This window comes from Pedobacter sp. MC2016-05 (assembly GCF_026239735.1).
Lineage (GTDB): Bacteria > Bacteroidota > Bacteroidia > Sphingobacteriales > Sphingobacteriaceae > Pedobacter.
This window is the reverse complement of sequence record NZ_JAPIVT010000014.1, coordinates 62,901-84,691: the sequence shown is the minus strand read 5'-3', so window position 1 is coordinate 84,691 and position 21,791 is coordinate 62,901. Positions and strand designations below refer to the sequence as shown.

Genomic DNA, 21,791 nt, shown 5'->3' with positions numbered 1-21,791 from the left:
TTCCATTGAAATCGTGGTTAAATATTAAAAGTATCTGTGAGGAGCTGTTAATTCAAAAACCTTTGTTAGAATATCTTTTTCTGTATTGTCGAAAATTACATTTTTTCTTGCGAATACTTTCTCCGTCGTTTCGAACATTTTATCTAGTTTGTAATCCAAAAAGCCATCTGCACCACCCCAGCTAAAATCCGGGATATGATTTGGAGGCAAGCCACCCCCAAAAATATTTGCGCTCACGCCTACAATACTGCCCGTATTAAACATCGTGTTAATGCCCGATTTAGCATGATCGGCCATAATTAAGCCACAGAACTGCAAATTGGTATTACGCATTTTTTTAGTTTCGTAATCGTAAAGCTTTACTTCGGCATAATTGTTCTTCAAATTCGAGTTATTGGTATCGGCACCAATGTTAACCCATTCACCAAGTACCGAGTTGCCCAAATATCCCTCATGTCCTTTGGCGGAATTTCCCCAAATTACCGAATTATTAATTTCGCCACCTGCACGGCTATTTGGTCCGATGGTCGTACCTGAATAAATCTTCGCACCCATTTTAATTGATGAATTTTCGCAAAGCGCAAAAGATCCCCGTATTAAACTTCCTTCCCAAATCTCAGCATTTTTCCCAACATAAATTGGTCCGTAGCCAGTATTTAAAACGCTGCATTCGGCTTTAGCACCTTCTTCAAAAAAGATTTCATCGCCCAACAATTGATTCGTGCTACTGATTTTTGCAGAAGTACGCCCTTTGGTTAACAACTCGAAATCTTTCCTAATTTCTGCTGGATTATTTGCGAAAATGTTTTCTGGGTAGGTTATTCTAATAGACTCAAACTCGTAATTTATGGGCTTTAATTGCTGTTCTGCTTGCTTATAAGTCAGTTCTTCATTGCAGTTGAAAGCAATAATAACATCTTTAGCTACAAGAAATTCCCCTTCTTTAAGTCCTGAAATTGCATCGAGCAAACTTTGATCAGGACAAATTGAACCGTTTATAAAAAGACTAGCGTTTTTCTTGACTGCATATTTTATAGAAAGATATTCTTGAGTTTGGAAACCGAAGTCGGCATTTAAGTATTTCGCCCATTTTTCTGCGATGGTTAAAATACCAATTCGCAAATCAGCAACGGGCCTTGTAAACGTAAGCGGACGGAGAGACGCCCAGCAAGCATCATCAAATAAATTGATTGTCATAAGCAACAAAAATAAAAAAAGTCCCGATGCTTTTGGCAAAGGGACTTCAAAAAATGCTTTTTACAGCTAAAATTATTTCTTAGCGTAACGGTTTTTGAATTTATCGATACGTCCTGCAGTATCAACCAATTTCATTTTACCAGTATAAAAAGGGTGTGAAGTATGAGAGATCTCTAATTTATAAAGAGGATACTCATTACCATCTTCCCATTTAATAGTTTCTTTAGTATCTACACAAGATTTTGTTAAGAAAGCATATTCGTTAGACATATCTTTGAAAACAACTGGTCTGTAGCTTGTAGGGTGCAAATCTTTTTTCATTTGAATATTATTTTAAGTTATTTGTGTGAAAGCATCAAGAACATTCTTGCAATTTGCTGGCAACAACGCTTATGATAATTTCTATTAGTCTTTTCTAACCTCTATTTTAGAGGATGCAAATATCCTAATTTTATTTTTGATTTACAAGAGACTTTTAGAAATATTTTAAAACACCGAAATAGTTGGCGAAACTTGATCTGTATCAAAAACTACCCTCGCCTCACCTTGTTTAATAAACGATGTTCCCCCTTTTGAGTTATCAATATTAATTAAGCCATAGCGAATATTTCTGAGTTGTGTTCCATCTTTCTCACCAGAGATAATTATTCCAAATATAGCAGAATCGCTACCACGAACAGATTTAACCTTTCCGTAAACTGTAAAATTGTTTCCATTGCCACTTATTGCCGTAACCAAGCTTGTATCTGCACTATTTAATAAAGATTTGCCAATTAGCTTGATGTTATTCTCGCTGTCTTGTGCGAAAAATTTAATTGAGCCATCAACAAACGACATATTGGCGACATCTTGAGTACGGTTACTTTTCAATAACCGAAGAGGCTTAAACGCATAAGCTCCTTCAAGCATCGGTGGTGTCGTTTCCTGATTAAGTGAGATACCCAGTTTGGTGAGGGTATCCTGGTACTGCACTGGAATAATGTCTGCAATTTTACGCTTCATTTCTTCCTTGTTGATGGTTTCAACTGCATCATCACGCTCTTTCTTTTTACAGGCCACAACGGCTGTGATAAGAAAAATAATTAATAACCACTTTAGGCTTTTCGTAATTGTTTTCATGTTTTCTTAATTTATGTTTAATTCTGATTTGTTAATCAAAATTGAAGCATAAATCAGCGCCTGGAAATACCCCAATGAGTGATTTTACTAAAACAATCCCTGTTGTTTAGCCTTTAAAATCGCTTCGGATCTGGAAGCAACATGAAGTTTTTTATAGATGTGTTTAACATGGGTCCGAACTGTTTCATAACTGATAAAAGCTTTATCAGCGATGCTACGATAGTGATTTCCTTCCGTCATCAATAAGAGAATTTCCTTTTCACGGGCACTCAAATCAAAGTCAGTTTCTTGTGGCTGCACCAGAATGACGTTCTTGCGCACAAAAAACTGCATCACCTTTTGGGCAATTGCTGATGACATGGAAGCGCCACCATTGTAGACCTCTTCAATAGCCTGAAGCTGCTTTGAAGGCGAATCGGTTTTTAAAATGTAGCCTGAAGCCCCAGCGCAAAGTGCATTAAATATTTTGTCATTATCATTAAAAACTGTTTGAATCAGCACTTTCACTTCTGGAAATTGTGCTGTGATTATTTTTGTGGCTTCAATGCCTGTCTTTCCAGGCATTTCAATATCCATTAATATCACATCTGGCCTACTAAAGCGTATATCTGCTTCAATTTGGTTTGCGTTAGGGAACGTGCCCGTGCAAATAAAGCCTGGAGTCCCGTCTATAATGGTCTGCAATGCCTCACGAATGAGTTTATTATCTTCGAATATCGCTATCTTGATTTCCACAACTTCAGTTTCAGGCATAAATATGAGCAGTTTTATATTTTAAACATATCCCCCATTAGGTGATTTTGCAACTTAAATTAATCTTTGTACCCAACCCAATATTACAAGCGATATTTAGAACAGCATTAATTTCTTTTGCTCTATTCCTCATATTTGTTAGTCCATTCCCTTTCCGTGCTTCATCAGGCAAAAAACCATTCCCATCATCTTTTAATTGAATATTAATCATTTTATTTTGATGATAAACTTCCACTATAATATGCTTACAGTCGCTATATTTCACGGCATTGTTGATACCTTCTTTACATATTAAATAGACATTCTTTCTCTGTTCCATTGATAACTTTAAAACGCCAAGTGATTCTGGAATATTAAAATTTAGCTCAATTTCTTTTACCGCCACCAATTGAGCGGCGAAATCTTTTAGTCTTTCTAAAAGCGAAAGAAGGTTATCCTCATGTGGATTAACAGCCCAAACAATATCGTTAAGTTTTGAGACCATTTCGCCTGCATTGTCTTTAATAATATCGAGAGAATTGTTAACGGCGACATGCTCCTCGTTTTTGATTTGTTCTTTTGTAATGTAGCTGTACATGGCTATTCCGCTTAAGGTAGCACCCACTTCATCGTGTAAATCTTGACTGATTTTGCTCCTCAGATTTGCCAAGCGCAAACGCTGCAGTGCATAATACCGATAAGCAATGAAGGCAATAATGATAGAAAGTAAGGTTAACAACAATACATAAACTCTGGTATTGGCCAAACTCTGCTTATTTTCCGCTTTAGCCAGTTCTAAATTGAAAATGAGTTTTTCATTTTTTAACCCTGTTAATAAAAGGGTTTGTATTTGTGTGTTATTTCGGGCGTAAGTAGCCGTTTGTATTTGATTTTTAAGTTCGAGGGTATTAATTAAATCTGCCTGACTATTGTATTTCCTGTAAACTTCAATTGCGGTTTCTAAAAAAATAAGCGCATAAAAATCATTTAATTGAGGATATCTTTTAAGCAAAGAGAATCCTTTTTTCAAATGATTAAAGGCTATTATTTTTTCATTCGTTCTCGCTGCACAACTCGCTAAACCACTGTAACTATTCAACTCGACATCGAAATCTTGCCCATTCATTGCTGCAATACGTGTTAAATCAAAATATTTACTTGCACTATCATTAGAATTCTTTTGGATGAAAGCGCTACCTAAATTTAAATAGGCTGTGGCAATACCTCGCTTAGCAATTATTTCTTTTGCCTCTTTGAGTGATTCTCGACTGTAATAAACTGCACTATCCAGCTTTTTAAGCTTTTCAAATGCCTCGGCCAAATTGCCATAAATATGATGAGGTTTGGATAGATCTATATACTTTGATGGATATGGAGGTTGATGAGCAAAATTTAGTGCCCGTTTAAAATATTTAACTGCATTGTTTAGCTTATTGTTATTCATATAAAACAAGCCGATAAAGTTGCAAGCATCGGCCATAAGGATGCTGTCTTTTAATATCGATGCGATGTTTTCACCCTTAAAAGCCTCTTGCAAGCCTAGTTCATGCAGGTTATTGTAATAGTATACTTCAGCTTGTCGGGAAGTTAGGAAATAAGAGAAAAGAGATGGTTTACGATAGCTGACTTTTAAATAAATTTTATTTAGCCATAGCTGTGCAGAGTCATAATGATCAGAATTCATGTAATGATCAGCATTGTTAAATGCTTTTAAAACGAAATCCTGATCGTTCTTCTCAAGTTCGGAATTCGAATTTCTTTGAGCCAAAACTAAAACAGGAAACAGTAAGATGGTCAGGAAACGGCAACTCATTATTTAAAGGTATCAAAATACAAATAATTAGACTATAATAAATTTGTCGGCAGCTACTTACTATATTTTTTCCAGGTTTCAATTTTTGCAATTTGTCTGGCGAGATAGGCATCTGCAATTACTTCTGCTGAACTTTTTCCCTCCACATTTTCCAACAACTCTTTCAATTTGTACTGATCAACATCTGCTTTATATAAAATTTGAACGAGTTTAGGAAAGTCATTATCCACTAAGTAAGCAAATGCATCAACCAATGTTTCCCGAAGTTGGCGTTCAGAAAGTTCATCAGGAAGATCAAAATCTTTATTTATAATTTTAATTAGCGACATGAAACTAGATTTTGGGATTGAAAGATTTTAGGCTTAGTTTGGTTATTTGTTAGGTTAGAATTACTGCATGACGTTAAATTAAACCTGATAAAAGCGGTAGCTCCCGATTCTTCATCGAGATTATAGCGGTTAGCAGGCCTGCCGTAAGCGATAAAATCAGAACCGTTCATTTTCAAATAAAACAAATTAGTCGCATTCGTCAACCTTGTCAATTCCTATTCTCAATAACCATCACCTATCTTTCTAAACCCATTTAATTTCCTGGCAAAGCTCTATTAAAACTCCATTCGTATCTTTTGGATGTACGAAACATACCATTTTATTATCGGCGCCTTTTTTTGGAACGTCGTTAAGCAGTGTAAAACCATTGGCTTTTAGTCGCTCCATCTCCTCGATAATGTCATCAACCGCAAAGGCAATATGGTGAATCCCCTCTCCTTTTTTCTGCAAAAATTTCGCGATTATACTATCGTCGGAAGTCGCTTCTAAAAGTTCAACTTTATTTTCGCCTGCTTTTAGAAATGCAGTGTTAACGTGTTCTAATGCAACAATTTCCGTTTTGTAACAGGAGGTATTTAATAAGAGTTCATAAAGTGGAACTGATTTATTGAGGTTGTTTACGGCAATACCGATATGTTCTATCTTGTTCATCGTTTAAAAAGGTTGGTTGAATGTAAAAATGCGTGTTTTATCTATAAGGTCATAGCTATTAATTATAATTGTTCAAAAAGTTTTTTTGTATCTTTGTGATCATAATTAACAGAATAGAGATGAAACAGCCGATATATTTAGATAATAACGCAACAACACCTTTAGACCCTAGAGTGTTGGAAGCGATGCTACCTTACTTTACTGAAAAATTTGGAAATGCCGCAAGCCGTAATCACGCTTTTGGATGGGTGGCTGAAGAGGGAGTAGATTATGCTCGTGAGCAGGTAGCCAAATTAATCGGCTGTACTGAAAAAGAAGTAATTTTTACATCGGGCGCAACCGAAGCTGATAACTTGGCTATTAAAGGTGTGTTCGAAATGTATAAAGATAAAGGTAACCACATTATTACTGCGGTTACAGAGCACAAAGCCGTTTTAGATACTTGTAAACACCTGGAGAAAAACGGCGCTAGAGTGACATACTTAGGCGTTAAAGAAGATGGTTTAATTGACTTGGCTGAGTTAGAAGCTGCAATGACTCCGGAAACGATCTTAGTATCGATTATGTATGGTAACAACGAAATTGGCGTAATCCAACCGGTTAAAGAAATTTCGGCAATTGCACACAAACATGGTGCTTTATTTATGACGGATGCTACGCAAGCAGTTGGTAAGATTCCAGTTGATGTTAATGCAGACGGAATCGACTTAATGGCGTTTTCAGCACATAAAATGTACGGGCCGAAAGGCGTTGGTGCACTTTACGTTCGCAGAAAAAACCCAAGAGTTAAAGTTACTTCACAAATGGATGGCGGAGGCCACGAGCGTGGCATGCGTTCTGGTACACTTAACGTTCCTGGTATTGTTGGTTTGGGTAAAGCATGCGAACTTTGTCGTTTAGAGATGGAAAGCGAAGCAATTCGTTTATCTGGTTTACGTGATAAATTAGAATCGACGTTAAACCAAATGGAAGAAAGTTATGTTAATGGTAATACACAACACCGTTTACCACATGTAGCAAACATCTCTTTTAAATACGTTGAGGGTGAAGGTTTAATGATGGCCATGAGCGATTTAGCGGTATCTTCGGGTTCAGCTTGTACTTCAGCATCTTTAGAGCCATCTTATGTATTAAAGAGCTTAGGTTTATCTGATGATTTAGCACACTCTTCTATCCGTTATGGCTTAGGAAGATTTACTACCGAAGAAGAAATTGACCAGGCAATTGCGGTTACTCAAAAAGCAGTTAATCACTTAAGAGAACTTTCTCCGCTTTGGGAAATGTTTAAAGAAGGAATTGACTTGAGTAAAATTGAGTGGGCAGAACATTAATTTGCGAAGCAAATTATGAGTTAAAAGTTGTAAGTCACAAGTTTTAAGTCCGGGAGCATAAGCAACTTGTTTGACACCTGACCTTTAACTCGCAACTAGAAACGTATAACAAAAATTAAAACCATCCCGCAAGGGATTTAAAGAAATATAAATCATGGCATATTCAGAAAAAGTAATTGACCATTACAATAACCCACGCAACGTAGGTACATTAAATAAAGACAGCAAATTTGTAGGAACTGGTCTGGTGGGCGCACCTGAGTGTGGTGACGTGATGCGTTTACAAATTGAGGTTGGAGAAGATAATGTCATCACCGATGCTAAATTTAAAACATTCGGTTGTGGTTCGGCTATCGCATCTTCGTCTTTAGCTACAGAATGGTTAAAAGGAAAAACAATTGATGAAGCTTTATCTATCGATAACATGGATATTGTTGAAGAATTGGCTTTACCTCCAGTAAAAATTCACTGCTCGGTGTTGGCAGAAGATGCAATTAAATCTGCCATTAACGATTACCGCGTTAAAAATGGTTTAGAGGCAATTGTATTGGAAAAGTCACACCACTAGAAAAGTATATAGTAGAAAGTATTGGGTACTTAGATTGGTACGCTATTTGTCTTTCTACAATGTTATTAAAGGTAGGATGATTACGAATTTGATCTAGCTACTTTATACTAAATACTAAAAGAAATGATTACTATAACAGATAAAGCAAAAGAAAAAATCACGCATTTAATGCAGGATTCAGAAATGGGTTCTGATTATTTCTTACGTGTTTCCGTAAAAGGTGGCGGTTGTTCTGGCTTATCGTATAACCTGGATTTTGATAACGAAGAACAAAAAGGCGATCAGTTTTTTGAAGACAGAGGAATTAAAATCGCATTAGATATGAAATCTTTCCTTTACCTAGCGGGTACGGAGTTAGATTTTACTGATGGATTGAATGGAAAAGGTTTCAACTTTATCAATCCAAATGCCAGTCGCAGTTGTGGATGTGGCGAGAGTTTCTCCGTTTAGAATTTCTAACAAATAATATTTAAAGGTCTCGATTTTTCGAGGCCTTTTTGCGTTTAAAGCACTTATTATTGCTGATGAAACAATCTGATTTCAAAGAATAAAGGAGATTAATTTTTTCCTCGCTGTGGCGATTATACTATAATCCGCGTAAATCTTGTTAATCTGCGGGATATAAATTTTATCAACATGATATAAATCAAATTCTCAGGAACATCAATATCTTCTCTCGCTGATTAACGCAGATCTCGCAGACTAAAAATGATTTCTGAGCTTAGATTTTAAAAAGATAACGGATTTTTTAATCCAAAACTTCGTAGATTTCTCTAATCTACGGGAAAACATATTCCAATCAAAACGGGCGAGCGTATATCGATTTGCTTTTTTAAACCAAAAAGCATTATTATTGTTAATTATATTGACTACCAAATAACGAGCGATGCCATTAATTAACGAATTTTCAACCATCCCTACCCTTTTAAGAAATGTTGTAAAAAACATTCACAAACCCGAAGAAACTTTTTTAATACATAAACAAGGTGCTGAATGGGTGGAGATATCATTTGAAGATACTTTAAAAAGAGCTGATGCAGTTTCTGCTTTCTTTTTGGAAAAAGGAATAAAGAAAGGCGATCGGTTAGGATTAATGATCGAAAACTCACCCGAATATGTCTATTATGATCAAGGCATTCAGCAAATTGGCGTAATAAATGTTTCTATTTACCCAACGCTATCAGAACAAGAAGTAGGCTACATCATTAATGATTCTGGCATTAAAGGAATATTAGTTGGTAACAATTTTCTCTATAGAAAGGTACTAAAAGTTGCTTCAAACTGTAAAGATCTAAAATATATTATTCCCGCGTTTAAAGATTTCGAGAAAGTAAAAGTGCCATCAGATGTTGATGTAGAAATTATATCCTTTTCCGACATCTTGGCCTTGAAGCACCAAACTACAGCAGCAGAAAAAGCAGAAATAGATCAATGCAGAAGTTTAGTGCTACCAGAAGATGTGTCGTCTTTGATTTATACCTCGGGTACTACAGGAACGCCAAAAGGGGTAATGCTTACGCACCATAATTTTGTTAAAAATGTGGAGGTCTGTCTGCAACAAATCCCGGTAATCGATCAAACCGAAACTTTCCTTTCATTTTTACCTCTGTCGCATGTGTTTGAGCGCACAGCCACCTATCATGTCTGTTGCACTCAAGGCTGTAAAATTGCTTTCGCTCAAAGCTTGGAACTACTGGCGAAAAATATGGGCGAAGTTAGGCCGACGGTAATGAGTTGCGTACCTAGATTATTGGAACGGATACATGATAAAGCAATTAAATCTGGTAAAGCTGGCGGAGGTACTAAGGCTAAAATATTTACTTGGGCGCTAGAAAACGGCAAAAAATATCGTGTAAAAAAAGAGGCAGGTGAAAATCCTGGATTTATTCTTTCGACTAAAAAGGCAGTTGCCGAGAAATTAGTTTTCAGTAAAATTAAGGAGAAAACCGGAGGCCGTTTAAAGTTTATGATATCTGGCGGGGCTGCCCTACCGAAAAATGTGGGTGAGTTTTTCGGCGATTTAGGGATTAAAGTATTGGAAGGTTTTGGCTTAACCGAAACTTCGCCGGTAATGTCTGTAACCGAATACCATCGCCAGGTTTATGGCACCGTGGGTCGCATAATTCCAGGTATTGAAGTGGGCGTTCAGGATGTAGAAAGCAAGGAAATCATTAACATCCAAACGCATGACACATTTAACGAAGATTTTCAGTGCGCTGAAGGCGAGATAATTGTTCGGGGCCACTGTGTAATGAAAGGATATTTCAATAAACCAGCAGAAACAGCTGAAGCAATCGATCGGGACATGTGGTTCCACACTGGTGATATTGGTCGATTTTATAAAGGTAACCTACAAATAACAGATCGCCTCAAAAACATGATCGTCAATGCGTATGGCAAAAACGTTTACCCAACTCCTGTAGAAAATATCTATCTAAAAAGCCCGAAGATCGATCAGTTATTTTTAATAGGAGATAAACGAGAATTCATTACCGCTATCATAATTCCAAATAGGGAAACATTAGAAGAAACGTTTAAACTAAAATCATCTTATTTCGAGATTGCCGATCCATTTATACGCGAACAGGAAATAATTGACTGGATGGAGCAAGACATCAAGAAAATCTCAAACGAACTTGCCAAATTCGAACGCATCAAGAATTTCAAAATCAAACGCAATCCATTTAGTATTGATGAAGGTGAGATTACACCTACAATGAAGGTTAAACGTAGAATTGTAGAAAAGAAATATAGTGATACAATCGATTCAATGTATGAAGAAGGGATCGAGGCAGAATCATAAAGAGTAACTTGCTATTAATTACGTTCATCATTTACCCTAGCTATTATCGATTAATGGCTTTAAATTGATAATTTCTTTTATCCTATAAAATTACCTACCTTTCAACTGTCAGAGTAATGTAATTCACATCACTCTTTTAAACCCGACGGAAGTGAATATGGTTGTAATTAATAGTTTCGAAGAGTACGAATCATTTTTGGGAAAAGAAATTGGCAGCTCTCAATGGCACAAAATAGATCAGCAACAAATCACAAAATTTGCCGAGGCAACTTTGGATTTTCAATGGATCCACTGTGATGAACAGAAAGCTAAAGATGAAGGACCATTCGGTTCTACTATTGCTCATGGCTATTTGACCCTATCTCTTATCCCCTATTTATGGAAACAAATCGCTGACATTCAGAATGTAAAAATGGAGGTAAACTATGGAATTGAAAAGTTTAAGTTTAACAAACCTGTTTTAGTAAATGATGAAGTTCAATTAAGGGCGAAACTGAAAGCAATATCTGATTTAAGAGGCATTACAAAAGTGGTAATCGAAGCCAATCTTGATATTAAAGGCCAAACCAAAACAGCCTATACCGGCAACGTAATATTCCTTTACCATTTCAATTAAAAGCAACTCCAACAGGAAAAATAAAAAGGTATAAATCTTTTCTGCGTGAGGAGAGGCAAATACTATTATTAAACATCTTGCAAAATTCTTACTTTTGCAAAAAATACCCGAAATGAGTATAGGATTATCAGAACAAGAAATATTACGACGTGAGTCGCTAAAACAATTACGAGCGTTAGGCATCGAGCCCTATCCTGCAGAATCTTATGATGTAAATGTAAGTGCTGCTGATATATTGAAGAACTACGAAAAGGATAAAACTGCTTATAAGACGGTTAGCTTGGCTGGTCGTATTATGGGGCGTAACATCATGGGTGCAGCTTCTTTCGCCGAAATTCAAGATTCTACTGCCCGTATTCAGGTTTATTTAAAAAGAGATGAGCTTTGCCCAGGCGAAGACAAAACATTATACAATACCGTATTCAAAAAACTTTTGGATATTGGCGATTTCATTGGGATTAAAGGCTATGTTTTCACTACTCAAACTGGTGAAATTTCTATCCACGTTACCGAATTTAAAGTATTAGCGAAATCACTTCGCCCCCTTCCTATTGTTAAACGGGATGATGAGGGCAACGTTTACGATGGATTTACTAATCCGGAATTGCGTTATAGAATGCGCTACGTTGATTTAACCGTAAATCCAGATTACAAACAAATTTTCATCAAACGGAGTAAGGTAATTAACTCCATGCGCAACTATTTTGATGAACAAGGTTGGATGGAAGTAGAAACGCCTATTCTTCAACCAATTCACGGCGGTGCAGCCGCTCGTCCTTTTGCTACGCATCATAATACTTTAGATATGCCGCTTTATTTGCGTATTGCAAATGAGTTGTACCTAAAAAGATTGATTGTTGCTGGTTTCGATGGCGTTTATGAATTCGGTAAAATGTTCCGTAATGAAGGAATGGATCGTACCCATAACCCTGAATTTACTTCAATGGAAATATATGTAGCCTATAAAGATTATATCTGGATGATGGCCATGGTTGAAGAATGTTTAGAGAAAGTAGCGATTGCAACCAACGGCTCAGCTGTGGTTAAAGTGGGCGATAACGATATCAATTTCGAAGGACCGTATGAGAAATTAACCATGTACGAGTCAATTCAAAAATATACAGGAATTGACGTTTCTGCAATGGATGAAGAAGCGTTGCTTCAAACCTGTGCAACTTTGGGTATTCAAACCGATTCTACCATGGGTCGTGGTAAATTGGTAGACGAGATTTTCAGTGAAAAAGTAGAAGCGAACCTCATTCAGCCTACTTTCATTACCGATTATCCTATCGAAATGACGCCGTTAGCTAAAAAACACCGGTCTGCTCCTGGTTTAGTAGAACGTTTTGAGATTTTTGTAAATGGTAAAGAAATCGGAAATGCTTATTCAGAGTTAAATGATCCTATCGATCAGAAAGAACGTTTTGAAGATCAATTGACACTTGCAGATCGTGGTGATGATGAGGCAATGGCCATGGATGAAGATTTTGTTCGTGCTTTGGAATATGGTATGCCGCCAACATCAGGGTTAGGTTTCGGTATCGACAGAATTGTAATGTTAATGACCAACCAAAGCACCATTCAGGAAGTATTATTCTTCCCACAAATGCGCCCTGAGCAAAAGAAGATTGAATTATCTCCGGAAGAAACTGAATTATTTGTTTTGGTAAAAGAAGACGAACAACTTTTATTAACCGTTGTTAAGGCTAAACTTACAGATTGGAGCAACAAAAAGTGGGATACCACCCTTAAAGGTCTTACCGGTAAAGGGGTTTTAAAAGTTACCAAAACCGACGAAGGTTTGTTTTTGTCGCATAAATAAAAACCTTAACATAAACATAACAAAAATTTAAAAGGCTTGCTAACAATTGTTTAGCAAGCCTTTTCTATATTTACAGCAATCAATAGAAAAAGATTGCCTTATGAATACTTCAAGCTTAGAAATTAACGAAAGAGAATACTGCATCAAACTGAGTAAAGATGCATTTGATTTAACCCTTGTCCGCCAATTAATTAAAAGAATACAAGCCGAAGCATTATTCTTCTCTAAAGTTCAAAATGAAGAAGATGATATTTTGAGCAAAAGATCTCAAAGAGAAGAGTTAGAAGGATATGATAATTTAGACGATAAATAGGTTAAAAATCAAAAGTTGTAAATACAAAATTTAACTTTTAACCATTCACTAACTAATCTATATCCAACGTACCTTCCACCGAATCATCCATTGTTTTGCCTGTAATAACCGAGGCTGCCATCTTTAAAAATGCCACGGCCGTTCCATTTTTAGTGTCCCAATAATAACCCTCTGATGGGATCACTTTTATCAACGTGATATTTGGATCCTCTTTCCCACCTTGAAACCAGGTTTTAATAAATGGACTCCACAGCTCATCAATCTTAGCCTGGTCTCTGCTAATTTCAGAAATGCCATAAATGTTCACAAAGCCCGAATGTGCACCCGCCTGGAATAGTAAGTGTGTAAATGGATCAGTAGCTATTTCGTCGTTCTTATGACTGTCTTTCATACTCATAAACCAAATATTTCCTTCATCATCAACCTGCTGAATAGCCATTGGCCTTACCGATAAAGGAACTCCGGTTTTAATATTTGTACAAAAAAAGCAGCTTTCTGCCTTTTCAGCAAGGCTGCGTAATTTTTCAACCGCTTCTTTGCCACCTAAATCTTTAATATTATCTTCTTCCTGAGTATTGTTAGTACTTCCTTCTTGTGATGTTGCCATAGTATAGAATTTTCTATTTACTACAATAAGAATGCGAGTTTAGTTTTAAATTTTGAAAAGCAATGTAATTGCTACTATCCAAGTTCGCCCTGCTATCACTAATATCTTTTTGCGAGCGGCTATCGTTTATTTAAACTTTGTGCAACAAAAAGTACAACCGTTCTAACAGGTTTAGCAAACATAAACCTGAATTTAGATATTCAAAATTGTGAAAGCAGGGCTTTCAAACGTAGGCTAAACTTCTTCGACAGAAAGAACTTTCTTGGCCAGTTTACCCACTGTTAATCCCTGTACAATAATAGAAAATACCACAACAAAGTAAGTTATTCCTACCAATAGTGGTTTGTACAGACCTTCATCCATTGATAACACTAGTGCAATCGAAACACCGCCACGCAGCCCGCCCCATACTAAAACTTTTATGGTTCCGCTACTAAACTTGTTTTTAAATGGAATAACCTTAACAGGAATATAAATGGATAGAAAACGTGAAAACAAGACGATGAGAATACCGCATAATCCGATCAACCAGTAATCTGTAATATTTCTAATGATTAACAATTCGAAGCCAATAAATAAAAATAAAATGGCGTTCAAGATTTCATCGATAAGCTCCCAAAATTTGTTAAGGTAATCTTTGGTAACTGCAGACATTGCAGTCCGTTTTCCATAATTACCTATTACAATACCTGCAGCAACCATAGTTAAAGGACCAGAAATATGAATGGAGTGTGCAAGTAAATAACCGCCCATCACCACTGACAAAGTAATCAAAACTGAAACTTTGTAATCATCAATCTTTCTCATGGCATTAGAAGCACCAATGCCCAACAACGTCCCCAATAGAAATCCACCAAAGGCTTCTTTTATTAGTAACCAGGAAATATTGGTGAAACTGATGGCGATATCACTTCCCTGTGCTAGCTGAAGAATAACCGCAAAAATTACTACTGCAACACCATCATTAAATAGTGATTCGCCTGCAACTTTTGTTTCCAGAGATTTTTGCACATTGGCATCCTTCAAAACACCCATCACTGCGATGGGATCGGTTGGTGAAATCAAGGCTCCAAATAATAAACTGTAAATAAACGACACCTGAAATCCTAATAGTGGGGAAATATAAAACACTAGTGCACCAACTGCGAAAGTAGATATCACTACACTAACGGTAGAAAATATGATTACGGGAGCACGTTGCTCTCTCAAATCGACCAAATTGATGTGAATTGCTCCAGCAAATAATAGAAAATTTAACATCGCTCCCATCAACACTTCTGTAAAATCTACATCTTGTAATAGAGTAGAGAAATGATCGAAGGTTTTTGGAAACAAACTCCCAGTAAAAACCAAAACTATTGAACTTAACATCGCAATAATCATTATACCAATGGTTGATGGTAGTTTGAGGTAGCGAAGATTGAGGTAGGAAAAGAAGGAGGCTAGTACGATGAGAACGGAGAAAGAGTAATATAATTCCATAAATATTCTTGAAGGATACGTAAATCCCCAAAATATTAAATAATTTCGACTAATCTAAATTATTTTTTAGATTATTACTTTAATTGGTCTATTTTTAAGCACAAAAAAAGCCGATTCGCATCGGCTTTAATTTATTTCAATATCGGGAATTTATCTATAACGAACTTGCTGTTGTTTGTCCATCATCCCCATCTGATCTTTCATTTGTTTTATCTGATCAGCTAATAATTTATTTTTATCGGCTTTCTTAGCCTCTGCTAAATACATCGTTGCTTCACGTTTATTGCGCTTAGCCATTGCAATTCCAGCTAAACTTAACTTTGCCAAGGCCACATTATGTTCCATCTGCATCCCTAGGTTCAAGGCCGTTTTAAAATATTTTTCTGATTTTAATGGAGCAGTTCTACTTTCAATTAAACCAACAAGTAAATTATAATAACCATGTTGCACCCTAATCAACTGCTTTTCATAATTTGTAATTCTATCTAAGTAAGCCTTTGCCTTTGGCATATTGTCTTTTCTTAGAAACCACTGTGCTAAAAGCATGTTTTCGTTAAAAAAGAAGGTTACCAATATAATTAACCCTAATAAAATAGCCACAATTCCCCATGGCCAAAAACCGAAAATAAATAAAGCTACTGCGCCACCCAGTAAAGCAACCCCCGCAATTAATCTGATAATATTTGGCATAAAATTTATTCTAATTATTTTTTTTTGCAAATATCGTTTTTAAATGGCATAATTTAGATTTTAAAACAATAATTTCATTAAAAATTTCACAGTCTAAACAATTCATCAAATTAATATGAAAATTCTCTTATCCATAACCCTAATTGTACTTGCCATGAACGTCTCAGCTCAAGAAATCAACAAAAAAATTCACGACCAAGCTAGAAATAAAGATGTATTAATAAATGTGTGTACAAGGGAAGGTATCACCACATTCCCAGAATTTAAGGAAATGCACGATCCAATTTATGCGGCTTATGTTCCTGATGCAGCTACACTGATTGAATTGAAAAAGCTGGTTAAGAACGAAAAGATCAAAATTGTTTTCGGCACTTGGTGCGGAGATAGCAAAGTGAATGTTCCTAATTTTTTCAAAGTTTTAGATGCGCTTCACTTCAAAGAAAAGAATGTAGAAATAATTGCTGTTGATGGAAACAAGAAAGCAGAAAACGGCATTATTGACGGGTTAGATATCCAAAGAGTACCAACGTTTATCGTTTTTGACAAGAAAGGAAAAGAATTGGGTAGAATAGTGGAACATCCTAAAGCAACACTTGAAGCAGATTTGTTGGAAATCTATAAAAAGAAATCATAAAACTTTTAGGTGCGGGTTTTGGTTTTACCTCCAACAAAGTAACTACTACCTCTTAAAAATATAACAATAAATACATGTCTGCAGCACTCGAACCTGGTTGGTTATCTGTTTTAGAGCAGGAATTTGAAAAAGATTATATGATCAATCTTAAGTCTTTCCTCAAAGCTGAAAAGGACGCGGGTGTTAACATTTATCCTAAAAATGCAGATATTTTTAATGCGCTGAACACCACTCCATTCGATAAGGTAAAGGTGGTGATCCTGGGTCAGGATCCGTATCACGGAGCAGGCCAGGCTCATGGATTATCATTTTCTGTTCAGCGTGGCGTGGCTGTCCCCCCATCGTTAAAAAATATTTACAAGGAATTGGAAAGCGATATCGAAGGGTTCAAAGCTCCTAATCATGGTCATTTAACCCACTGGGCCGAACAGGGTGTTTTGCTATTGAATGCGACGTTAACAGTCAGAGCATCTACACCAGGATCACACCAGAATCGTGGATGGGAAATTTTTACAGATGAAATTATCAAGGCCATTTCTCAGAAACTAGGACATGTAGTTTTCTTACTCTGGGGGAAATATGCGCAACAAAAGGCGACCTTAATTGATCAAAAAAAACATTATGTTCTAACTTCTGCTCACCCCTCTCCTTTTTCTGCACATACTGGCTTTTTGGGTTCCCGGCCGTTCTCAAAAACAAACCAGCTGCTGATTCAGAATAATCTGAAACCAGTCGACTGGAATTTACCCGCTTAATGAATACCTATTTCATTAGCGGATTAGGCGCTGATAAACGTATATTTTCTCGTTTAAAATTACACCGAAGCATTAACATTATCCATGTTGAATGGATCAATCCATTAAGGAAAGAATCGCTGTCTGAATATGCCAAAAGGTTAAGCGAAATAATAGATACCTCGGAAGAATTTGCATTGGTTGGCCTTTCCTTTGGCGGAATGATTGCGGTTGAGATCGCTAAAATTCTAAATCCGGTTTTTACAATTGTAATCTCGAGTACCATTCAAAGTAATACATTACCTCCGCTTTATAAACTTGCAGGTAAGCTGAAGTTGGTTGAAATAATTCCGTCATGGTTGATAAAGTCCTCTAACAGGCTTACCCAGAATTTCTTTTTTGGTACGCAATCAAATGCTGAAAAAAAACTACTAACAAAGATTATTAACGATACCGATCGACGATTCCTAAAATGGGCAATTGGAAGTATTTTGAGCTGGAGAAACAATTTAATACCTGAACGATTATTTCACATTCACGGCACGAAAGATAAAATTTTGTATTCAAAAAAATCTAAACCCGATTTTGTAATTGAAAATGGAACCCATTTCATGGTTTATCAAAATGCAGCCGAAATCTCGGAGATCATCAATCAATTAATCATCAACGCATAAGATTGCCCCGTTCAGATAAAAATCGAAAATCGATGGCAATGGCTAGAAAAACTCCTCCTTAGGTTTGGGTTAATATTCCAAAGGAACAATAGGTTCTTTCTTTGTTGTCGACATAATCATCATGGTTTGAAAAGTTTTAACAACAGAAATTTTGCTGATTTTTTCCATAATCAATCGTTCATAAGATTTGATGTCTTTCACATAAACTTTTAAAAGGAAATCTGCCTGGCCTGTTACGTGGTGACACTCAGTAATTTCTTTAATTTGGTTTACTTCATCAAGAAAAATCTGAATGGTATTGTTTTTATGGAAGTCAAGTTGAATTTGAATAAAAGTCTTAATGCCTAAACCTAATTTTTCTTCGTCTACTAAAGCATGGTAGCTTTTAATAAAACCAGCCATTTCTAATTTACGAACACGCTCCAAAGTTGGTGCGGGCGATAATCCAATTTCTTGTGATAAAAGTAAGTTAGTAATTCTACCGTTTTCTTGTAAGATTCTTAAAATTTTAAAATCGATCTTATCTAATTCTGATGCCATATTAGTTCAAAGGTATTGAGAACACAAACATAACCAAATTATATTCTAAATTTTAACAAAATTTATCTAATATATTTTAAATTATTTTTTTTAGATTTACCTAAAAATTTAATTAGATAGACATAAATGCAAAGTTTTACTGAAGAGAATTATCTTAAAATAATTTATCATTTAGCAGAAAATACTAATAACGTACAAACCAATGCCATTGCTGAGCAAATGCAGACCAAACCCGCATCAGTAACGGATATGATTAAGAAACTTGCCGACAAGGGGTTTATAGATTATGTTAAATATCAAGGCGTTACCATGACAGAAAAAGGAAGGAATGCCGCTATAGATATTGTACGCAAACACCGGCTTTGGGAGGTTTTCTTAGTTGACAAACTTAATTTCAAATGGGATGAAGTGCACGATGTTGCCGAGGAATTAGAACATATAAAATCAACTGCGTTAATCGAACGGTTAGATGAGTTTCTTGGTTTCCCGAAATCAGATCCTCATGGCGACCCTATTCCAGATAAAAATGGAAGGTTTGCAAAAACGCAGTTTACAAAACTGATCGAATTGAAAATCGGGGATTCAGGAACAATCACTGGTGTTAGTCAACACAGTTCAGCATTTCTTAAACATCTTGAAAAGTTGGGATTGACCTTAGGCAAACAAATTCAAATTAATGATGTTACCGATTTCGATGGTTCTGTAGAAATTGTGATTTCAGACAAACAAATTAATATTAGTAGAGAAGTGGCAAAGCATATTTTAATTAGCAGTAATGGCAAAAACTGAATCGCTTAGTGAGGTACACCAAAGTGTAAGCACAGACAAAAGAAAAGGTTGGCGTCGCATTTTAGCTTTTATTGGACCTGCTTATTTAATAAGCGTAGGCTATATGGACCCAGGAAACTGGGCTACAGATTTAGCAGGTGGAAGTAAATTTGGATATCAACTGATATGGGTGTTGCTCATGTCAAATCTAATAGCGCTTTTACTTCAATCGTTAAGTGCTCGTTTAGGCATTGTTAGAGGATTAGATTTGGCACAGGCCTCTAAACATGCTTACCCCCGCTGGGCAAATATTCCTTTATTTGGATTAGCGCAGACCGCTATTATTGCCTGCGATTTAGCTGAAATTATTGGGATGGCAATCGGTTTACAGTTACTTTTTGGTTTACCGTTAATTTGGGGAATCTCCATTACCATATTTGACACCATTTTGCTTCTATTTCTTCTTAACAAAGGAATGCGAGCAATGGAAGGCTTTATAGTTTCAATGGTTTTCATTGTTGGAATATCGTTTTTAGTGGAAATGTTTATTGTTGAACCCTCATTAAAAGAAGTTGTTAGAGGTTTCGAACCTTCTATTTTAGGCGGCGATGCTTTATATATTGCTATTGGCATTATTGGCGCTACTGTAATGCCACACAACCTGTATTTGCACTCTTCATTGGTTCAAACCAGAAAAATCGAACGGACAAATAAAGGCATTAAAGAGGCTTTAAAATTTAATTTAATCGATACCACGGTTGCACTGAACCTGGCTTTTTTCGTAAATGCGGCGATTTTGATATTGGCTGCAGCTGCGTTTTATAAAAATGGATTACACGAAGTGGCAGAAATTCAAGATGCACACAAATTATTATCAAATATTTTTGGTGATGTTGCGCCAGCTCTTTTCGCAATTGCTTTAATTGCCGCAGGGCAAAGTTCTACTGTTACGGGTACATTGGCTGGTCAGATTATCATGGAGGGACATATTAATCTAAGAATCCAGCCCTGGTTACGAAGATTGATTACCCGATTATTGGCAATCATTCCCGCATTTTTCACTATTCTTCATTATGGTGATGATGCTCTGGGTGGACTTTTGGTTTTGAGTCAGGTGGTGTTGAGTTTGCAGCTGGGCTTTGCGATTATACCCTTAATCCACTTTACATCAGATAAAAAACTGATGAAAGATTTTGCGATAAAAACATGGGTTAAAGTATTAGCATGGGCCAGTGCATTGGCTATCATCGCCTTAAATGTCAAACTGGTAGTTGAAGAAATAAGTGGGTGGACTAAAGAAGCCAATACCTGGTGGATTTATGTAATTATCGTTCCCGCCTTAATATTTATTGTGTTTCTACTACTTTATGTATTCTTTCATCCGATGATTGAAGAAAAAAATAGAAACAGGCAAATGGTTCCGCATGGTAATGCTTTGGACATTGGGAAAATTGATAAGATTAGCTATTCCAGAATTGGTATTGCAGTAGATTTTTCTAAAAATGACCGGAATACCATCCGACACGCACTTATTCAAGGTGGAAAAGATGCTCACTATTACCTAATCCACGTAGTAGAAACTGCCGCCGCCAGATATCACGGCCAAGAAGTTATGGACCATGAAACACAAAGTGACCGGGAAAATCTTGAAAAATACAAAGCTAACTTAGGAGACTTGGGTTATGATTCAACGCCATTTATAGGTTTTGGAAGCACTGCTAAAGAAATTGCAGATATTAGTAATAAAAACGAACTGGAACTTTTAGTAATGGGCGCTCATGGTCATAAAGGACTTAAAGATTTGATTTTTGGTACAACAGTAGATTCGGTGAGGCACAAAGTGAATATTCCCGTATTAATTATTAGATAACTAATTTTTAATTACTTTCATTAACTTTTTAATTCCTCCATCACCCGAATTATGAATGATAAGTTTTCCTGCTGGAGAATACAAATACATAGCGGGATACATTTTTGGCAAAAACAACGGAATGAAAAGTTTATTTTTATCTTGAAGAACGGTCACATTTGGTTTTGCATTCAAACCTTTAGCGTAAGTATTAAAAAATTGTGGAATGATATAAGCCTCATCCAAGGTAATCATATAGATATTTAGGTTTTTAAATTGGGCATAATTGGCACCGAGCAGCTTAGTTTCTCGTTGGCAATGCTCGCAGGTTACATCGAAAAGCATAAACAGATTCTGTTTGCCCGGAACAAGATTTTTATTCGAAAATGCTTTACCATCTAATTTAAAAAATGTGAATTGCGGCAAAATTGTAGGTTGCTGTGCTTTCACATGAGCGAAGAAGAAAAAAGATAATGCTAAAACAAGGATTTTAAATTTCATAATAATGTTTAAAAATCA

The 21,791-nt window shown here is 36.1% G+C and carries 24 protein-coding genes; 12 read left to right on the top strand and 12 right to left on the bottom strand.

All coding sequences use genetic code 11. The features are described from left to right. Positions 1-24: 24 nt before the first annotated feature. From OQZ33_RS16785 to mce, 7 genes are all read right to left on the bottom strand, one after another. On the bottom strand, positions 25-1,197 hold the full coding sequence (locus OQZ33_RS16785; RefSeq protein WP_265800284.1) for a putative sugar nucleotidyl transferase: 1,173 nt from the start codon (positions 1,195-1,197) through the stop codon (positions 25-27). A 72-nt stretch (positions 1,198-1,269) separates the two neighbouring features. Then, a complete protein-coding gene (locus OQZ33_RS16780) occupies positions 1,270-1,518 on the bottom strand; it encodes a type B 50S ribosomal protein L31 (RefSeq protein WP_025142617.1) in 249 nt (82 codons plus the stop codon). A gap of 165 nt (positions 1,519-1,683) precedes the next feature. Further along, a complete protein-coding gene (locus OQZ33_RS16775; protein ID WP_265800281.1) occupies positions 1,684-2,316 on the bottom strand; it encodes a hypothetical protein in 633 nt (210 codons plus the stop codon). An 87-nt stretch (positions 2,317-2,403) separates the two neighbouring features. Further along, the gene (locus OQZ33_RS16770; RefSeq protein ID WP_265800279.1) at positions 2,404-3,069 is read right to left on the bottom strand and encodes a response regulator transcription factor; all 666 of its coding nucleotides are present in this window, start codon (positions 3,067-3,069) and stop codon (positions 2,404-2,406) included. 37 nt (positions 3,070-3,106) lie between these two features. Then, positions 3,107-4,861, bottom strand: coding sequence for a histidine kinase (locus tag OQZ33_RS16765; RefSeq protein ID WP_265800278.1), 1,755 nt, complete (start codon positions 4,859-4,861; stop codon positions 3,107-3,109). A gap of 53 nt (positions 4,862-4,914) precedes the next feature. After that, positions 4,915-5,190: a hypothetical protein gene (locus OQZ33_RS16760; RefSeq protein WP_265800277.1), complete on the bottom strand. Its 276-nt coding sequence runs from the start codon at positions 5,188-5,190 to the stop codon at positions 4,915-4,917. A gap of 243 nt (positions 5,191-5,433) precedes the next feature. Next, positions 5,434-5,841 carry a methylmalonyl-CoA epimerase gene (mce, locus tag OQZ33_RS16755; protein ID WP_265800275.1) on the bottom strand — a complete coding sequence of 136 codons (408 nt, stop codon included), beginning with the start codon at positions 5,839-5,841 and terminating at the stop codon, positions 5,434-5,436. A gap of 119 nt (positions 5,842-5,960) precedes the next feature. Between mce and OQZ33_RS16750 the strand changes: the two genes are divergently transcribed. The 7 genes from OQZ33_RS16750 (at position 5,961) to OQZ33_RS16720 (ending at position 13,294) form a co-directional block, all read left to right on the top strand. Further along, entirely contained in the window at positions 5,961-7,172 is a 1,212-nt protein-coding gene (locus OQZ33_RS16750; RefSeq protein ID WP_056850300.1) for an IscS subfamily cysteine desulfurase, read from the top strand. 154 nt (positions 7,173-7,326) lie between these two features. Next, complete coding sequence (gene iscU, locus OQZ33_RS16745; RefSeq protein ID WP_025142622.1) at positions 7,327-7,740, top strand: Fe-S cluster assembly scaffold IscU; 414 nt, start codon at positions 7,327-7,329, stop codon at positions 7,738-7,740. A gap of 123 nt (positions 7,741-7,863) precedes the next feature. Continuing rightward, a complete protein-coding gene (locus OQZ33_RS16740; RefSeq protein WP_025142623.1) occupies positions 7,864-8,190 on the top strand; it encodes a HesB/IscA family protein in 327 nt (108 codons plus the stop codon). Between the two features lie 436 nt (positions 8,191-8,626). Then, positions 8,627-10,543 carry an AMP-dependent synthetase/ligase gene (locus OQZ33_RS16735; RefSeq protein ID WP_265800267.1) on the top strand — a complete coding sequence of 639 codons (1,917 nt, stop codon included), beginning with the start codon at positions 8,627-8,629 and terminating at the stop codon, positions 10,541-10,543. Between the two features lie 157 nt (positions 10,544-10,700). Then, positions 10,701-11,159: a MaoC family dehydratase gene (locus tag OQZ33_RS16730; protein WP_265800265.1), complete on the top strand. Its 459-nt coding sequence runs from the start codon at positions 10,701-10,703 to the stop codon at positions 11,157-11,159. A gap of 112 nt (positions 11,160-11,271) precedes the next feature. After that, positions 11,272-12,981, top strand: a complete 1,710-nt coding sequence (gene lysS / locus OQZ33_RS16725; RefSeq protein ID WP_265800263.1) for a lysine--tRNA ligase — start codon at positions 11,272-11,274, stop codon at positions 12,979-12,981. A gap of 100 nt (positions 12,982-13,081) precedes the next feature. Next, the gene (locus OQZ33_RS16720) at positions 13,082-13,294 is read left to right on the top strand and encodes a hypothetical protein (RefSeq protein WP_265800261.1); all 213 of its coding nucleotides are present in this window, start codon (positions 13,082-13,084) and stop codon (positions 13,292-13,294) included. Between the two features lie 52 nt (positions 13,295-13,346). On the opposite strand, the gene OQZ33_RS16715 is transcribed toward OQZ33_RS16720, so the two are convergent. From OQZ33_RS16715 to OQZ33_RS16705, 3 genes are all read right to left on the bottom strand, one after another. Beyond that, positions 13,347-13,901 carry a pyridoxamine 5'-phosphate oxidase family protein gene (locus tag OQZ33_RS16715; RefSeq protein ID WP_056850306.1) on the bottom strand — a complete coding sequence of 185 codons (555 nt, stop codon included), beginning with the start codon at positions 13,899-13,901 and terminating at the stop codon, positions 13,347-13,349. A 234-nt stretch (positions 13,902-14,135) separates the two neighbouring features. Beyond that, the gene (locus tag OQZ33_RS16710) at positions 14,136-15,383 is read right to left on the bottom strand and encodes a cation:proton antiporter (protein ID WP_265800258.1); all 1,248 of its coding nucleotides are present in this window, start codon (positions 15,381-15,383) and stop codon (positions 14,136-14,138) included. A gap of 150 nt (positions 15,384-15,533) precedes the next feature. Beyond that, entirely contained in the window at positions 15,534-16,073 is a 540-nt protein-coding gene (locus OQZ33_RS16705; RefSeq protein ID WP_056850420.1) for a DUF2892 domain-containing protein, read from the bottom strand. Between the two features lie 115 nt (positions 16,074-16,188). Here OQZ33_RS16705 and OQZ33_RS16700 point away from each other — a divergent pair, with 115 nt between their 5' ends. The 3 genes from OQZ33_RS16700 to OQZ33_RS16690 all read left to right on the top strand — a co-directional run bounded on the left by OQZ33_RS16700 (position 16,189) and on the right by OQZ33_RS16690 (position 18,115). Beyond that, complete coding sequence (locus OQZ33_RS16700; protein ID WP_265800256.1) at positions 16,189-16,707, top strand: thioredoxin family protein; 519 nt, start codon at positions 16,189-16,191, stop codon at positions 16,705-16,707. A 74-nt stretch (positions 16,708-16,781) separates the two neighbouring features. Further along, a complete protein-coding gene (ung, locus tag OQZ33_RS16695) occupies positions 16,782-17,462 on the top strand; it encodes a uracil-DNA glycosylase (protein ID WP_265800255.1) in 681 nt (226 codons plus the stop codon). Next, entirely contained in the window at positions 17,462-18,115 is a 654-nt protein-coding gene (locus OQZ33_RS16690; RefSeq protein ID WP_265800253.1) for an alpha/beta hydrolase, read from the top strand. The genes ung and OQZ33_RS16690 overlap by 1 nt, the downstream gene beginning before the upstream one ends. A 69-nt stretch (positions 18,116-18,184) precedes the next feature. Here the strand turns inward: OQZ33_RS16690 and OQZ33_RS16685 are convergent, their stop codons facing one another. Then, positions 18,185-18,655 (bottom strand): Lrp/AsnC family transcriptional regulator, encoded by a 471-nt coding sequence (locus OQZ33_RS16685; RefSeq protein ID WP_056850310.1) that lies wholly within the window; start codon positions 18,653-18,655, stop codon positions 18,185-18,187. Between the two features lie 126 nt (positions 18,656-18,781). On the opposite strand from OQZ33_RS16685, the gene OQZ33_RS16680 reads away from it, so the two are divergent. Together OQZ33_RS16680 and OQZ33_RS16675 are read left to right on the top strand one after the other, a co-directional pair. Then, positions 18,782-19,444: a metal-dependent transcriptional regulator gene (locus tag OQZ33_RS16680; RefSeq protein ID WP_265800251.1), complete on the top strand. Its 663-nt coding sequence runs from the start codon at positions 18,782-18,784 to the stop codon at positions 19,442-19,444. Continuing rightward, the gene (locus OQZ33_RS16675) at positions 19,431-21,293 is read left to right on the top strand and encodes an Nramp family divalent metal transporter (RefSeq protein ID WP_265800249.1); all 1,863 of its coding nucleotides are present in this window, start codon (positions 19,431-19,433) and stop codon (positions 21,291-21,293) included. The genes OQZ33_RS16680 and OQZ33_RS16675 overlap by 14 nt, the downstream gene beginning before the upstream one ends. Here OQZ33_RS16675 and OQZ33_RS16670 read toward each other — a convergent pair whose 3' ends face one another. Then, the gene (locus OQZ33_RS16670; protein WP_265800247.1) at positions 21,294-21,773 is read right to left on the bottom strand and encodes a TlpA family protein disulfide reductase; all 480 of its coding nucleotides are present in this window, start codon (positions 21,771-21,773) and stop codon (positions 21,294-21,296) included. Between the last annotated feature and the right edge of the window lie 18 nt (positions 21,774-21,791).

Excerpts from the sequence above, each read along its gene's own strand:
- OQZ33_RS16785 (WP_265800284.1), bottom strand. The coding sequence starts at position 1,197 with ATGACAATCAATTTATTTGATGATGCTTGCTGGGCGTCTCTCCGTCCG.
- OQZ33_RS16780 (WP_025142617.1), bottom strand. The coding sequence starts at position 1,518 with ATGAAAAAAGATTTGCACCCTACAAGCTACAGACCAGTTGTTTTCAAA.
- OQZ33_RS16775 (WP_265800281.1), bottom strand. The coding sequence starts at position 2,316 with ATGAAAACAATTACGAAAAGCCTAAAGTGGTTATTAATTATTTTTCTT.
- OQZ33_RS16770 (WP_265800279.1), bottom strand. The coding sequence starts at position 3,069 with ATGCCTGAAACTGAAGTTGTGGAAATCAAGATAGCGATATTCGAAGAT.
- OQZ33_RS16765 (WP_265800278.1), bottom strand. The coding sequence starts at position 4,861 with ATGAGTTGCCGTTTCCTGACCATCTTACTGTTTCCTGTTTTAGTTTTG.
- OQZ33_RS16760 (WP_265800277.1), bottom strand. The coding sequence starts at position 5,190 with ATGTCGCTAATTAAAATTATAAATAAAGATTTTGATCTTCCTGATGAA.
- mce (WP_265800275.1), bottom strand. The coding sequence starts at position 5,841 with ATGAACAAGATAGAACATATCGGTATTGCCGTAAACAACCTCAATAAA.
- OQZ33_RS16750 (WP_056850300.1), top strand. The coding sequence starts at position 5,961 with ATGAAACAGCCGATATATTTAGATAATAACGCAACAACACCTTTAGAC.
- iscU (WP_025142622.1), top strand. The coding sequence starts at position 7,327 with ATGGCATATTCAGAAAAAGTAATTGACCATTACAATAACCCACGCAAC.
- OQZ33_RS16740 (WP_025142623.1), top strand. The coding sequence starts at position 7,864 with ATGATTACTATAACAGATAAAGCAAAAGAAAAAATCACGCATTTAATG.
- OQZ33_RS16735 (WP_265800267.1), top strand. The coding sequence starts at position 8,627 with ATGCCATTAATTAACGAATTTTCAACCATCCCTACCCTTTTAAGAAAT.
- OQZ33_RS16730 (WP_265800265.1), top strand. The coding sequence starts at position 10,701 with ATGGTTGTAATTAATAGTTTCGAAGAGTACGAATCATTTTTGGGAAAA.
- lysS (WP_265800263.1), top strand. The coding sequence starts at position 11,272 with ATGAGTATAGGATTATCAGAACAAGAAATATTACGACGTGAGTCGCTA.
- OQZ33_RS16720 (WP_265800261.1), top strand. The coding sequence starts at position 13,082 with ATGAATACTTCAAGCTTAGAAATTAACGAAAGAGAATACTGCATCAAA.
- OQZ33_RS16715 (WP_056850306.1), bottom strand. The coding sequence starts at position 13,901 with ATGGCAACATCACAAGAAGGAAGTACTAACAATACTCAGGAAGAAGAT.
- OQZ33_RS16710 (WP_265800258.1), bottom strand. The coding sequence starts at position 15,383 with ATGGAATTATATTACTCTTTCTCCGTTCTCATCGTACTAGCCTCCTTC.
- OQZ33_RS16705 (WP_056850420.1), bottom strand. The coding sequence starts at position 16,073 with ATGCCAAATATTATCAGATTAATTGCGGGGGTTGCTTTACTGGGTGGC.
- OQZ33_RS16700 (WP_265800256.1), top strand. The coding sequence starts at position 16,189 with ATGAAAATTCTCTTATCCATAACCCTAATTGTACTTGCCATGAACGTC.
- ung (WP_265800255.1), top strand. The coding sequence starts at position 16,782 with ATGTCTGCAGCACTCGAACCTGGTTGGTTATCTGTTTTAGAGCAGGAA.
- OQZ33_RS16690 (WP_265800253.1), top strand. The coding sequence starts at position 17,462 with ATGAATACCTATTTCATTAGCGGATTAGGCGCTGATAAACGTATATTT.
- OQZ33_RS16685 (WP_056850310.1), bottom strand. The coding sequence starts at position 18,655 with ATGGCATCAGAATTAGATAAGATCGATTTTAAAATTTTAAGAATCTTA.
- OQZ33_RS16680 (WP_265800251.1), top strand. The coding sequence starts at position 18,782 with ATGCAAAGTTTTACTGAAGAGAATTATCTTAAAATAATTTATCATTTA.
- OQZ33_RS16675 (WP_265800249.1), top strand. The coding sequence starts at position 19,431 with ATGGCAAAAACTGAATCGCTTAGTGAGGTACACCAAAGTGTAAGCACA.
- OQZ33_RS16670 (WP_265800247.1), bottom strand. The coding sequence starts at position 21,773 with ATGAAATTTAAAATCCTTGTTTTAGCATTATCTTTTTTCTTCTTCGCT.